The sequence below is a fragment of the Streptomyces beihaiensis genome (assembly GCF_026274175.1).
Classification (GTDB): Bacteria; Actinomycetota; Actinomycetes; order Streptomycetales; family Streptomycetaceae; genus Streptomyces; species Streptomyces beihaiensis.
The window spans coordinates 39,823-52,697 of the sequence record NZ_JAPHNL010000002.1 but is presented as its reverse complement, the minus strand read 5'-3'; the positions used below and the strand labels follow the sequence as shown (position 1 = coordinate 52,697).

13 protein-coding genes and 2 pseudogenes are annotated in these 12,875 nt (G+C 67.5%); 4 read left to right on the top strand and 11 right to left on the bottom strand.

Features of this window, described 5'->3' with window-relative positions:
* Positions 1–25: 25 nt before the first annotated feature.
* Positions 26–463: an SMI1/KNR4 family protein gene (locus OFY01_RS01035; protein ID WP_266595343.1), complete on the top strand. Its 438-nt coding sequence runs from the start codon at positions 26–28 to the stop codon at positions 461–463.
* Between the two features lie 95 nt (positions 464–558).
* Here the strand turns inward: OFY01_RS01035 and OFY01_RS01030 are convergent, their stop codons facing one another.
* From OFY01_RS01030 to OFY01_RS01010, 5 genes are all read right to left on the bottom strand, one after another.
* On the bottom strand, positions 559–1,875 hold the full coding sequence (locus tag OFY01_RS01030; RefSeq protein WP_266595341.1) for a tyrosine-type recombinase/integrase: 1,317 nt from the start codon (positions 1,873–1,875) through the stop codon (positions 559–561).
* The gene (locus tag OFY01_RS01025; RefSeq protein WP_266595339.1) at positions 1,872–2,057 is read right to left on the bottom strand and encodes a helix-turn-helix domain-containing protein; all 186 of its coding nucleotides are present in this window, start codon (positions 2,055–2,057) and stop codon (positions 1,872–1,874) included. Before OFY01_RS01025 ends, OFY01_RS01030 begins: the two co-directional genes overlap by 4 nt.
* Positions 2,050–3,396 carry a replication initiator gene (locus tag OFY01_RS01020; RefSeq protein ID WP_266595337.1) on the bottom strand — a complete coding sequence of 449 codons (1,347 nt, stop codon included), beginning with the start codon at positions 3,394–3,396 and terminating at the stop codon, positions 2,050–2,052. Before OFY01_RS01020 ends, OFY01_RS01025 begins: the two co-directional genes overlap by 8 nt.
* 170 nt (positions 3,397–3,566) lie before the next feature.
* On the bottom strand, positions 3,567–4,895 hold the full coding sequence (locus OFY01_RS01015; RefSeq protein WP_266595335.1) for an FtsK/SpoIIIE domain-containing protein: 1,329 nt from the start codon (positions 4,893–4,895) through the stop codon (positions 3,567–3,569).
* Entirely contained in the window at positions 4,895–5,221 is a 327-nt protein-coding gene (locus OFY01_RS01010) for an SCO3933 family regulatory protein (RefSeq protein WP_266595379.1), read from the bottom strand. Before OFY01_RS01010 ends, OFY01_RS01015 begins: the two co-directional genes overlap by 1 nt.
* Before the next feature lie 223 nt (positions 5,222–5,444).
* Between OFY01_RS01010 and OFY01_RS01005 the strand changes: the two genes are divergently transcribed.
* Entirely contained in the window at positions 5,445–6,383 is a 939-nt protein-coding gene (locus OFY01_RS01005; protein ID WP_266595333.1) for a GntR family transcriptional regulator, read from the top strand.
* A 91-nt stretch (positions 6,384–6,474) separates the two neighbouring features.
* On the opposite strand, the gene OFY01_RS01000 is transcribed toward OFY01_RS01005, so the two are convergent.
* From OFY01_RS01000 to OFY01_RS00990, 3 genes are all read right to left on the bottom strand, one after another.
* Positions 6,475–6,843 (bottom strand): hypothetical protein, encoded by a 369-nt coding sequence (locus OFY01_RS01000; RefSeq protein WP_266595332.1) that lies wholly within the window; start codon positions 6,841–6,843, stop codon positions 6,475–6,477.
* A complete protein-coding gene (locus OFY01_RS00995; protein WP_266595330.1) occupies positions 6,840–7,145 on the bottom strand; it encodes a hypothetical protein in 306 nt (101 codons plus the stop codon). The genes OFY01_RS01000 and OFY01_RS00995 overlap by 4 nt, the downstream gene beginning before the upstream one ends.
* Positions 7,146–7,283: 138 nt before the next feature.
* Complete coding sequence (locus tag OFY01_RS00990) at positions 7,284–8,480, bottom strand: helix-turn-helix domain-containing protein (RefSeq protein ID WP_266595328.1); 1,197 nt, start codon at positions 8,478–8,480, stop codon at positions 7,284–7,286.
* An 808-nt stretch (positions 8,481–9,288) separates the two neighbouring features.
* Between OFY01_RS00990 and OFY01_RS32495 the strand changes: the two genes are divergently transcribed.
* Positions 9,289–9,672: a nucleic acid/nucleotide deaminase domain-containing protein gene (locus OFY01_RS32495; RefSeq protein ID WP_407700254.1), complete on the top strand. Its 384-nt coding sequence runs from the start codon at positions 9,289–9,291 to the stop codon at positions 9,670–9,672.
* A gap of 103 nt (positions 9,673–9,775) precedes the next feature.
* Positions 9,776–10,324 (top strand): SUKH-4 family immunity protein, encoded by a 549-nt coding sequence (locus tag OFY01_RS00985; protein ID WP_266595326.1) that lies wholly within the window; start codon positions 9,776–9,778, stop codon positions 10,322–10,324.
* 210 nt (positions 10,325–10,534) lie between these two features.
* Here the strand turns inward: OFY01_RS00985 and OFY01_RS00980 are convergent.
* The 3 genes and pseudogenes from OFY01_RS00980 to OFY01_RS00970 all read right to left on the bottom strand — a co-directional run bounded on the left by OFY01_RS00980 (position 10,535) and on the right by OFY01_RS00970 (position 12,838).
* Positions 10,535–11,867, bottom strand: a pseudogene (locus OFY01_RS00980) (tyrosine-type recombinase/integrase).
* A pseudogene (locus tag OFY01_RS00975) lies at positions 11,867–11,986 on the bottom strand (helix-turn-helix domain-containing protein); the annotation flags it as partial. The pseudogenes OFY01_RS00980 and OFY01_RS00975, both read right to left, overlap by 1 nt.
* Positions 11,987–12,016: 30 nt before the next feature.
* The gene (locus OFY01_RS00970) at positions 12,017–12,838 is read right to left on the bottom strand and encodes an IS3 family transposase (protein WP_266595324.1); all 822 of its coding nucleotides are present in this window, start codon (positions 12,836–12,838) and stop codon (positions 12,017–12,019) included.
* Positions 12,839–12,875: the final 37 nt, after the last annotated feature.

Below are 12,875 nucleotides of genomic sequence, written 5' to 3'. Positions count from 1 at the left end.
CGGCGGCTAGAAGGGCTGGAACGAAGTGGACTACTCGGAGTTTGAGACCTTGCTTGAACAGGTCAGATCGACTCACCCATTCTGGTTTGAAGGCTTTGAAGGGTGGCGGGCCTCTGAAGAGGAAATCGCCGATATTGAGGCCAACTTTCGAGTAGTCCTACCTGTCTCCTATAGGCGCTTCATGGCAACCGTGGGTGGCGGTGGATTCGGATTCCTCGACATCTTCCCGCTGGGTCCGCGTCAAGGAAGTGTAGAGGACTTTCAGTCCGTCAACAGTGAACGCTGGTGGGATGCTGATTTCGTGGCATTTTCTCCAGTTGGTACTGGAGATCTTTGGGGATTCATGGTCGAGAATGGCGCCTGCCTGGATCGGGTGACCTTTCTTGATCATGAAACTGGCGAAGTGATGCCTGAGAATCAAGAATTCCTGGAGTTCTTGGTTTCTAAGGCGCTTAAGCCGTAATCGAGTCCAGATGTCGAGCGGCCCCATCGGATTTGTTACCGATGGGGCCGCTATGGTGTTCCTGGATGCTCTGACGGCAGTGGTTGACGGCAACGTCAGCGGACGGGTGCTGCACAAAGCGGGGGGTCGTCGCCTTCGTCGGGCCCGGTGGTGGCCTCTGAGGGGTTGCGCAGGACGCGGCCAAGGAGGTCGATGGCGTCGCGTTGGAGGCGGAGCCGGACATGCGCGTACACGGTGGCGGTGACGCCGATGTGGGCGTGCCCCAGGAGCTCCTTGATGACGACGAGTTCGACGCCCTGTTCCAGGAGGAGGGTTGCTGTTGAGTGGCGGAGGTCGTGGAACCGGATCGGTCGCAGGTGGGTGTTGCGGAGTAGCGCGTTGAACTGCTTGGTGAGGGTGGAGGGCTCGATCGGGTAGCCGTCGAACCGGGTGAAGACGTGCCCGCTGCCCTGCCAGTCGGAGCCCGCGTGGGCCTTCTCGCGTGCCTGATGCTCGCGGTGCGCGCGAAGCGAGGTGACGCAGGAGACCGGCAGCGCGATGCGGCGTTCGGAGCTGATGGTCTTGGTCGGCAAGGTGGTCAGACCGCCGGTACGGGTGCGCTGGAGGGTGCGGCGGATGGTGGCGGTGCAGCCGTCGAGGTCGAGGTCTTCCCAGCGCAGGCCGAGGAGTTCGCCCTTGCGTAGGCCGGTGCGCAGGGCGAGTTCGAACAGGGCGGCGTGCCGGTGGCCCTGGGCGGCGGTGAGGAAGCGTCGGGCTTCGTCGGCGGTGAGGGGGTTGAAGCGGCGGGGGCGAGGGGTTCCGGTGCGGACGTTGCGGGCGACGTTGCGGGGAATCTCCTCCTCGCGCACGGCGTGCTCCAGGGCGGACTTGAGCACGGAGTGGATGTAGGCGAGCGTGACCGGGGAGAGGCGCTTGCGACAGCACTGGCCGATCGCGCAGCAACGCGGGCGACGGCTGGCCTGGGCCCTGGGATCGCGTCCCGCGTCGATGCCGCGTGCGCAGCACCGGCAGACGGTCCGCAGTTCGTTGAGCCAGGTGCGGATGTCCTTGGCGGTGAGCTTGGCGAGCTTCTTCCGGCCGAGGCCGGGGATGAGGTACTGCTCGACGACGGCGCTGTAGCGGGTGTGGGTGGTCTCGCGGAGTTGGTGGACGGCAACGTTCTCCAGCCAGTACGTCAGGTACGCCGCGAGGCTGCCCTGGGCGGTGACGATGGGGATGCCGCGGTTGCTGGCGGCGATCTTCTCGGTCAGCTTGGCCTGCGCCTCAGTGCGCGAGTTGCCGTAGACGCGGATGCGTTTGCGGGTGTTGCCGGGGGCGAGGACGTATCCGGCGGCTTCCCAGCGGCCGTCCTTGCGCTGGTAGATGGTTCCGTCGCCGTTGGCGCGGGTCTTCTTGCGCCTGGGCGCGGTCATCGGGTGGCCTCTTCCAGGTGGCGTTGGACGTAGTCAGCGAGGGCGTGGGTGGGGATGCGGCGGGCGCGGCCGATGGTCAGGGAGGCCAGGCGGCGGGTGCGCAGGAGGTCGTAGAGGGCGGAGCGGCCGATCTTGAGGCGGGCCATGGCTTCGGGGACGGTGAGGAGTTCGTCGTCACGCACGAGTGGTCACCGCCGGTTCGCGCGTCGGGCCGCCGCTGATGAGGGCGGCGAGGCGTTCGAGGTCGGGGGTGAGGCCGGTGCCGTCGTAGGCCCAGTGGGCGAGGACGAGGGTGGTCGGTTCGGGGTCGGGGGTGTGACGGCTCTGCCAGGCGGCGCGGGCGGCCCGGAGGGCCCCGAGGGTGGTGGAGTAGGCGCGGGTCTTGGTGGAGAAGTGGCCGCGGAAGCCGAGCATGTGGGCCCAGGCCCGCAGCTTCAGGTGTCCGAGGTCCCGGCGGGCGCCCAGGGCCCAGGCGGTGCGGATCATGCGGGCGGCGTGCTCGGGAATGGTCTCCTGGCCGAGTTCGGCGATCAGCTTCAGTCGGCGGTCGAGGGTGCCGGCCGCGCTTTCGGCGCCCTTGGTGGCGTACTTGGCAACGTACCCGGCGACCTTGCCCTCGGTAATTGTGGTCCCGGCCTGGAAGGCGGCGGACTGGATGACCTTGACGTCCAGCTCCCTGCCGAAGCCGAAGGAGTAGGTCCGACCGTCGATCTCCGGCCCGTCGACATGGGCGCGGGCAGCGGCAACGTGGACGCCATCGGCCAACGTCTCGGGCGTGGCCCATGCGGGTGGTGGGGTGTAGCTGCCTGCGGGGCCGTCGAGGCGGATTACGGCGTGGAAGTGGATCAGTCCGCGCCGCTGGTACTCGGCGACCTTGGCGTACGAGACGCGGGCGACCCTGTGGAGCAGGCGCTGGGGGATTCCGGCTGCGGCGGCGATGGTGCGGCGCAGGTGGAGCATGAAGCGCGCCCACAGGGCGGGGGCGTGGGCGTTCCACAGCACCGCGCCGGTGTAGTCGTAGTGCTCGGGGTCGAGCGGGGCACCGAGGATCGGGTCGCCTTTGGTGTGGGTGCGTCCGCAGCGGCAGCGGGCGGAGCCGTTGACGCGTCGGCCGTGGACCGGTCCGTACGAGGGCGCGGTGAGGGTGGCGAAGACGCGGGGGTGGGCGGCGACCTGGTCGGGGATGTTCTTGCCGCCGCGTAGGCCGGCGGCGATGAGGTGGTAGGTGTCCTGGCGGTAGAGCTCGGCGCAGGAGGGGCAGCGGGTGGTGCGGCGGTTGCCGCAGCGGACCAGGAGGTGCCCGGCGGGCAGTTCCTTGGACTTCAGTTCGCGCAGGATCTCGCCGGTGAAGGCGTCGTTCTCGGTTCGGTGGCCTTCGAGCCGGATGGGCCGGGCGCACCCGCCAAGCGAGGACAGCTGCCGTATCAGGCCGAGCAGGTCCCGGTACCCGGTAAACGACGGCAGTACGGCTGCGGCCGGTTCGGGGTGGGGGATTGTGGTGGTGGGGTTGTGTGGTGGCATGCTGGCGGGACCTCTCTGCGCTACGGCACATGCGTGTGCCGTGGATGGATGGGGAGGGAGGCCCCGGCAGGGGCGAGGGTTTGGCGACTACACGCCCTTGCCGGGGATGACTGCGTTACGGACTCGGTCGGGAGCGGGGCTTTCCGACTCGGGCGGCTGACCGGCGCGGGTCACGCGGCTTTGTCCAGGTCGGCAGAGGCGGGCAGTTCGCGGACCTTCAGTCCGTTGCTGCACATGAGGTCGTTGATCTGCCAGCATGCTTCGGTGGGCAGGTAGACCGAGCGCAGCCGGACGGGCGTGCGCATGTCGCCGACGGAGGCGATGGAGACGCCCTGGGGCATGGTGCGGTCGGCGGCGGTGATGTCCAGTTCGCGGCCGTCGGGGAAGAGGTGCAGGAAGTCCTCGACGGTGTCGACGCGGTGGCAGATCCGGGCGGACAGGTTGGTGCGGATGGCGGTGGTGAGCACGTCGGCGGAGGGTTTCTGGGTGAGCAGCCACAGCCGGACGCCGAACTTGGCGCCCTGGCTGGCGATGGCCAGCAGTTCGGCCTCGAAGCGTTCGCGGGACTTACGGTCGGGGTGACGGGTGTAGTTGGCCACCTCGTCGATCACCACGAGCAGCAGCGGCAGGTCGGGGCTGAAGTCGGTGATGCGGTCGGTGCGGCCGGACCAGAACAGCCGCTCACGGCGCTGCATTTCCTCGCGTACCCAGCGCAGGATCTCGGTCGGTTCGTCGAGGTGGATGGCGTCGGAGACTTTGTGTGCGGTGCGCCACCAGGGCGCGACGGCGCCGAGGTTGGGGTCGATCACGATCAGGCGCACGTCCCGCATGAGGGAGGCGTGGGCGAGCAGGGTGTTGACGGTGATCGATTTGCCGGAGCGGGTGGCGCCGGCGATGAGGGCGTGGGCGGAGTAGGCGAGGTTGAGCACGACGGGGGTGCCGTCTTCGTCCCAGCCGAGCAGCACGTCATCGGTAGAGACGAACTGACCTGGTCGGCAGACCGGGGAGCCGTCCGGGCCGAGCAGCGGTGAGCGGATCACCGCCTCCAGCGGTTCCCGCCGGAAGCCGCGCGCGACGATCACACCTGGTGTGGGCTGGGTGATCCGGATGCGGCGCATGCCCCAGGCGTCGCACAGGCCCTCGCTGGCGTCCTGCCAGGCACTCAGCCCGACCTGCGGCAGCGCGTCGGCGGTGACGGTGACGCCGAAAGCGTCGGCGCGGGTGTGCAGGCGGGGCACCAGCACGCGCGGTTTCGTCGGCTGTTCCTGTGGGCCGTACTGCTGGAGCACGGTGGGGGTTGCGTCCTTGACGGCCAGGCCGAGCATCGGCGCGAGCCGCTTCCAGCTCCACCGCATCCGCCGTGCCTGCCGCAGGCTGACACGGGTCTCGGCATCGGCCCGGTACCAGCGCGAGAAGCAGAACCCGGCCCAGCCCAGCAGCCCGAGCGTGCCGAGGCCGGAGACGACCAGCAGCGCGAGTCCGAGGGGGTTGCCGGTCATCAGGCACTCGCCTTGGCGGTGATGGCGTCGGCGCGCAGGGAGATGCCGTGGCGGTCCTTGCCGTTGATCTCGTTCTCCCAGGCCGAGGCGACCAGGCCGGTGAAGGCGACCGGCAGGCCGACCTTCAGGCCCTTTCCGAGACCCGGCTCGGGGACGTTCACGGTGATCACTTCGGCGCGGCCGTTGAAGGCGAACATCACGTCCACCAGGTGCAGGTGGGTCGCGGTGGCCCGGTCGATCGCGGGCTGCTGGCTGTCGCGGTCCTTGAACCGCGGCCGAGGCTCGGAGGTCAGGATCACCAGGGCCTGGGACTGGTCGATGGGCATGGTCTTCACGGCAAACCTCCAGGTAGAGGGGCGCGATTCATCAATGTGGATGATCGCGTGACGCGACTCTACCCGACTCAATCCAACTCCATCCATCCCTATTCATCACTGTTCCGCTCTCGCTCTGTCCCTGGGGTCGCTAATCTGGCCGGTGCAGCGCGCTGTGCTGCGGGAATGGCGGCTGGCCCGTCCTTCCGGCCACCGATGTACGCCGACCCGAGGGATGACGATGCCTCCTGCCGACGACGCGCGCCTGGCGTTCGAGCGCATCGCGGACGATCTCAAGCAGCAGATCCGAAGTGAGAAGCTCCAGCCGGGGCAGTTGCTGCCGTCCCACAGCCAGTTGATGGAGGCGTACGGCGCGTCGAGCCTGACCGTGCAGAAGGCGGTGCGGCTCCTGCGCAGTGAGGGATGGGTCATGACCCGCCAGGGCAAGGGCACCTTCGTCAGCAGGTCCGCGGACTTCGAGCACGCCTTTGAGAGCGTCGTCAAGGAGCTGGAACGTCAGATCCGCTCCGGCATCCTCACCCCGGGGACCAAGCTGCCGGGCCGTGAAACGCTCGCCGACCACTACGCGGTACCGGTCCGCGTCATCGATACGGCGGTCAGCCTGCTCGTACGCAACGAATGGCTCCGCTACGAGGACGAAGAACACAGCCACGACGCCTACGTACGCGACGCGGACGATCCCGCCCTCGGACGGCACCTCGCCCACGCGGCCCTTGTTCAGAAGATCCGTAACGGCTCGTGGCCCAAAGGCACCCGGCTGACCGCAGCGGAGGCCGCCAAGGCCATCGGCCACAGCGAAGAGAACACCGAACAGGCCCTGGCCACGATGGCCCTGGAAGGGCACGTCCGCAAGGTCTACAAGAACCCGCGCAAGAAGATCCCCTCCCGCACCCGGCCGAGCGAGCCGCAGCCGGAAGAGCTGGCTTATGTCATCGGCGAAAGCCTCTTCTGGGGCGAGCCGGGAGACACAGGCGGAACGGAAGGCAGCTCAGGAGAGCAGCCACCGCACCCCACTCCGTCGGCATCCCGGGACATGGATCTGGCGGGCAAGCTGGATCTGATCCTGGAGCAGATGGCCGACATGCGCGAGCGCCTGGAGCGCCTGGAAGAGGCGAGCCATCGTCCAGGAACCAAGCGCTCCCAGGACACCTGACGGCATGCAAGGGAGATCCCCGGAGAACCATGGCTCTCCGGGGATCTCTACCGGCCCGGTTTGGATGGGAACAGGGAGCCACGAGGCACGGTCAGCGGCAGACGGCCGGGTATGAACTCTCCTGCCTCTTTTCCTCGTCCTCGAGGTCGTCCACGGTGTCGAGATCGTCGTCGGCGGGTGTGGGCAGGCGCGCGCCGCGACTCACCGCGATGCGGCGCACGTTGCCGAGCGCTTCAGCCAACTGGACTGCCAGAAGGTGCAGTTCGCCCTCCGTCCACTGCCGCTTGTCCAGAACACGCTTGGCCTCCTGGAAGAGTTCCCCGGCCAGGCCGAGCTGGGTCGACTCCATGTTGTCGGCGAGCCTCGACAGATATCCGGCCCCGTCACTTGCGAGATAGCACGGCTTGCCCTCGGGCCCGGCCCACGGCAGCAGGCGCAGCTGTCCGGTCCCGCTCGTCACGCCGTGACCTCCACTCCGCCGAACAACCGGGGACTGATGTCGCCGCGCACAGCCAGCCGGAGCGCGCGACGCCGAGCCTGCTGCTTCTGCGTCTCTCGCCGCTCGTGCGCGACCAGGTACGGGCGGACCAGCCCGATTTCCTCACCACGCAGTACCTGGGCGGCCGGTACGCGAGTCGGACAGGCGGTCGACGCCTCTACAGCAAGGCCGGCGGATGAGTGATCAGGTCTGCGATGGCGACCCCGAGCGGGCCACAGCAGCCGCAGCAGCGGCTCGAAGATGTGGGCGATACAGTGCGGCATGTCGACGCTCCTTGTCAGCGTTGGCCATGCCCCCGGACCGTTCGCGCGGCCGCGGGGGTCCTGACGAGACGTCAGCCTGCCGACCGGCGATGCACCGTGGTTGCACCGAAGGGTGCAACTCCTCCCGCTATAAATCCGCTATATCCCGACCCACTCCGCGTACTGCGCCAACGAGCCGTTGCGCGTCCGCTCCCGCCGCTTCAGTGCCAGCACGGTCTCCCGCACGGTCGGGTGGTAGCGGGTCTGCTGCGGTGCGATGCGCCGGGCCTGGTGCAGGCAGTCCAGCGCCTTTTCCGGGTGGCCCGCCCACGCGTGGGCCCGGCCGAGGTCCATCCAGTGGTGGCCAGCCCGGGAACGGGTCCAGCCGCGTGGAATCCGCACGTTGTCGGCGAGTGCGATCGCACGCTCGAAGTCGTCAGCCTCCGAGGCGATCGCCACGGCATGCACACCGACGTTCACCGGCCCCCAGGTGACACCGAAGTCCGGCAACTCGCCCGTTGCCTGGGCAAGGGCACGGGCCTCGGCCAGGCGGGCGTCCGCATGGTCCCGGTCCTTCATCCGGCCCGCGATAGTCGCGGCGCGCAGGTGCAGCATGCCCCGCATCGCCTCAATGCCCGCCGGGCGGCGTGACTCCTGGCCTTCGAGGTCCCGCAGAGCCCGATCAACCACCCGCAGACCCACGTCGTACCGACCCGACGACAACGTGGTCTGTGCACGCAGAAAGGCATGCATCGCGGCCAGTCCCGGCTCGTCGGCGCGCGGCGCGGTCCACACGAGCCGGTCCAACGCGACGGTGGCGAGATCGAGGAAGCCGAGCTTCCACGCCACGGTGAACACACAACGGAACGTCTCCGCCAGACATTCGTAAGCCAGCCGCTGCTCTTCCCCGGTACTGGTATGCACCGCCTGCACCGACTCGTCGATCAGCACAGGCAGGTCGCGCACCATGTCCGTGTACTGCGCCTGACGGCGCTGCTCCAGAGCCCGCTGGACATCCGCCCAGACCAACGAGGCCGGGCGCGGAGCCGTCTCCCAGTCCAGAGCGATGTCCCAGTTCTCCAGCCCCTCACGGATCGGCTGGATCAGGGCGTCCATGCGGTCGCGCCGCAGTTCGTCGGCGTACGGCTGTCCCAGCAGGTCGGATGTGGAAACACCCAGTGCACGGGCACAGGCGGCGACAAGGGCCGGGGAAGCGGGCTTCTGCCCGCACTCGACCTTCGACAACAGCGACTTCGACAGGTGCGCCCGCATCGCCAGCCCTTGCTGCGTCAGGCCGCGCTGCTTCCGGATACGGGCGATCCGAGCGCCGGCGTGTTCCTCGATGCTCTGCGACACGGCGAACTCCGTTCTGCGGCAACACTCAGACGGTACCCCCAGCACACGGTCCCGGACCGGCCGAACAGCGATCAACCCGGCTGCCCGCAGGACCACACTTCAAGCCGAACGACCAGCCGAGGGACATGGCGTACCGTCGAAGCGGGATGCGTCCAAACTTTCTCTACGTCTTCAAGGCGACCCGCTGACGCGGGTCGCGCGCGGCACGGCCGCCCACCCGGCCCGCTCTCGGCTTCGCCACCGCGGGCCGGCCAGCGACCAGGCCGCGCAGAAGCGCGTAGCGGACGACCGGAAGCAGGGAGAAAGCCGGACGTGCCCGCATGGCGAGTGCCGGGCCGACGGCGAGGCGACGGCGGGGAGTTGGCCGGTGCGCAGGTCCGGCGGTGGGTCGGGCGGCTCCGTGGGCTTTACCCACCTCCCCGGGCCGGGGCCCGCGTCGGGCAAGGCCAGGGGGCCACTCGTTCAAATTCCGGGCAGGGGCAAAGCCTGCCCGAGTTGCCGGGCCAGCGTACGGCCCCCTGACCATGCCCGACCCCAACCCGGGCAGGACACCGACCAAAGCCCACTCCACCGCCCTCACGCACGCAGCCGTCTGACGGCAACGCCGACGGCAACACGGGCGCACAGCACGGCACTTCCACGCACATCCACGGACAGGCTGGAATTCGCTGACCAGCGAAAATGCAGGTGACGCCCGCCCGGCGAGCACACGTACTATGTTGTAGCGGGCGGCACGCCAATCTTGGTCCACAACACCAACGGTGTTTGCACTCTAAATGATCCGTCGTCTACGACGTCGCAGGTTGCGATGAATGCGCGGATGGTAAACAGGGTTAAGCCTGGGCAGAATGTCGCTGTCTATCGGATTGGCAGCGGTGGAGATTCCAGATTCCTGGCGGCAGCAAACGATCCCGGTGGGCTGCACTCGGAGGAGATCCTCGACAATTACCTCGATGCTAATGGAATCTCCCCTGATGATGTGACGGAAATATATTCTGAGCGAGTCCCTTGTACTACCGATCCGCACAACTGCTCGGCCAGGATGGGTAGGTATGGAAATGCTGATATATCCTGGACTCTAAATCCTGACGGTATAAATAACGGGGCAAAGAATGCCGGTGCGATAGCGAGGGCCATGGGTAGCTATCGTGGAGCACCGCCGGGCCTTCCGGGATTCGAATGGATAGGCTAGCTGCCCGCGAGGCGGGCCGCCTGCCCGCCGAATAGAATCAGGGCTTGGCCCGCCCAGATGGGCGGGCCAAGCCCTGCGGTGTTCCGAGAGGAAGAAGTGCCACATGAACCGTGACGTACCCCCCACGCTTGAAGAGTGCCTCGCGGCTCCCCTGGCGCAAGTGGTCAGCTGGGGGTTGCCAGCCTCTCGCCTGGGCGAAGAGCAGCGGTGGAACATTGCTGAGGAGGATTCTCTTGCCCTGCGAGAATATGGCATTGCCGTCTTTGAGGAAGGCGGTGGGCGGGGAGGAATCCAGCTCGTCGGGTCGCTTCAGTCGGGGAACGATCCCTCGATTCGGCGCCGCGGAGTAGAGGCGTACTCGCTGGGCTCATACTGGCGTCGGGAGATTGGCGTGGTGGCCGATAGTGGGGAGGTTGTGGGAGTTCCCGATGATGACACCTTGGGCTTGAGTTATATCAATTCCTCCGCCGCGCTATTCGTTGACATCTCCTGGAGGTGGGCGTTTGTTAGGAGAATCCTCATTGGCGTCGAGGACTACGAGTATCTGTATGATTCCTTGGGGCGATTTCAGCAATATGCACAGACGGTTGACTCGGCTATTCGCGATGACCTTCGCTTCGCCTGGTGGAATGGTGTTATTGAAGGATGGTGAGTCGAATGCCTGCCTGGCTCGATCTATTTTGCATGGTCGAGGCAAGTTCTCTGTAGGGCTTCATGAACTTATGAATGCGGAGCAATGATTCGTGGTGGGGCTGCGCAGAATCTGCAATTGAAATAATGACGGCGGCCCCTCCAGAATGATCTTCCGGAGGGGCCACGGTGGCTTGCGGTGGGCGCTTGACGGCAGTAGTTGACGGCAACGTCAGTGGACGGGTGCTGCACGAAGTGGCGGTTCGTCGCCGCCGTCGGGCTCAGTGGCCGCCTCGGGGAGGTTGCTGAGGGCGTGTCCGAGGAGGTCGATGGCCTGGCGCTGGAGACGGAGCCGGACGTGTGCGTAGACCGTCGCAGTCACCCCGATGTGAGCGTGACCGAGCAGCTCCTTGATGACGACGAGCTCGACCCCCTGCTCCAGGAGCAGCGTCGCGGTTGAGTGCCTCAGGTCGTGGAACCGGATCGGCCTCAGGTGCGCGTCACGGAGGAGCCCGTTGAAGTGCCGGGTGAGGGTGGCGGGTTCGATCGGGTGCCCGTCCGGCCGGGTGAAGACGTATCCGCTGCCCTGCAGGTCCGCAACTACCTGGTTCCGCTCCTTGGCCTGGCGCTGTCGGTGTGCTCGGAGCGAGGTGATGCAGGGGGCGGGCAGGGCGATGCGCCGCTCGGAGCTGATGGTCTTGGTGGGCAAGCCGGCCATGCCGCTGCTTCGGGTGCGCTGCAGGGTGCGGCGGATGCTGGCCGTGCCGCCGTCGAGGTCGAGGTCTTCCCAGTGCAGGCCGAGGAGTTCGCCCTTGCGCAGTCCGGTGCGCAGCGCCAGCTCGAACAGCGAGGCGAGCCGATGCCCTTGTGCAGCGGTAAGGAGCTGGCGGGCCTCGTCGGCGGTCAGAGGGTTGAACCGACGTGGGCGGGGTGTCCCGGTGCGGACGTTCCGTGCGACGTTGCGCGGGATCTCCTCCTCGCGGACGGCGTGCTCCAGGGCGAACTTGAGCACGGAGTGGATGTACGCGAGCGTCAGCGGCGAGAGCCGCTTGTGGCAGCAGCGGCCGAGGCTGCAGCAGCGAGGGCGGCGGCTGGCCTGCGCGTTCGGGTCGCGTCCCGCGTCGATGGCGCGCGCAGCACTGGCAAACGGTCCGCAGCTCATTGAGCCAGGTCCGGACGTCCTTCGCGGTGAGCTTGGCGAGCTTCTTCCGGCCCAGCCCCGGTATGAGGTACTGGGCGACGACGGCGGTGTAGCGTGTGTGGGTTGTTTCGCGGAGGTGGTGGACGGCGACGTTTTCCAGCCAGTAGGCCAGGTAGTTGGCGAGGCTGCCCTGTGCGGTGACGATGGGGACCCCGCGGTTGCTGGCCGCGATCTTCTCCGTCAGCCTGGCGAGGGCCTCCGCCCGCGTCGTGCCGTAGACGCTGACGCGCCTGCGGGTGTTGCCGGGGGCGAGGACGTATCGGGCGGCTTCCCAGCGGCCGTCCTTGCGCTGGTAGACGGTGCCGTCTCCGTTGGCACGGACGCGCCGGGATGTCGGGTTTGGGTCGGAGTCGCGGGTGCTCATTAGGCGGCTTCCTGTTCGAGTCGGGTGGTGATGAGGTGATCGAGGGCGTGGGCGGGGATGCGCCGGGCCCGGCCGAGGGTGAGAGAGGGGAGCTCCCGGGTGCGCAGGAGGTCGTAGATGTCAATCCCCTGGTTTCGTAGAGACCTCTCCTATGCGGCCTGGCATCTCTGGTCGCTCTTCTTGCGTGCTGTGGTGATGGTCCGTTCGAACTCTTCCGGCGGCGGGCCGCCGGCCGCGCTGTGCCTGCGTCGCGGGTTGTAGAACCCGGTGGTCCAGGTGGCGATCTTCAGGCGGGCCTCGGTGCGGGTGGCGAACCGGTGCCGGTGTATGTACTCGACCTTGATCAGTGAGTTGAACGACTCCGCGGCGGCGTTGTCCAGCGCCGACCCCACCCGCCCCATGGACTGCACCACGCCCAGGCGGTCACACAGGGTGTTGTACGCCTCTGACGTGTACTCACTTCCCCTGTCGCTGTGGAAGATCGTCCCGTCCCTTCGGCCGCCGCGCGTCGCGGTGGCCATCTTCAACGACGCTCCGACCAGGGCCGCGTCATGGTGCTCGCCCATGGCGTAGCCGAGGCAACGGCGAGAGAACGCGTCGATGACCGTGGCCAGATAGATCTTGCCCTCACCGGTCTCGATCTCCGTCATGTCCCCGTACCAGAGCACGTCCGGGGCCACCGCGTCGAAACGGCGATGCACCAGGTCAGGGGCGGCCTTCCGCTTGCCCTGCCGGGTCAGCGACCGCCGCCTGGGCGGCTTGCGGCCCTGCAGACCGAGCTCGGCCATGATCTCCGCGACCGTGTTCACCGACACCTTCCAGCCCTCCGCCCACAGGTCCAGGGTGATCCTCGGCGAGCCGTAGGTGCCGCCGGACGCGGTGAAGTAGTGGTGATCCGCTCCTCCAGTCTCGCCCTCCTGACCTCGCGTTTCGTCGGCTCGTCGGGACGTCGGCGCCGCTTGTAGAACCACGCCTCGCTCACCCCGACCACCCGGCAGGACACCCGGT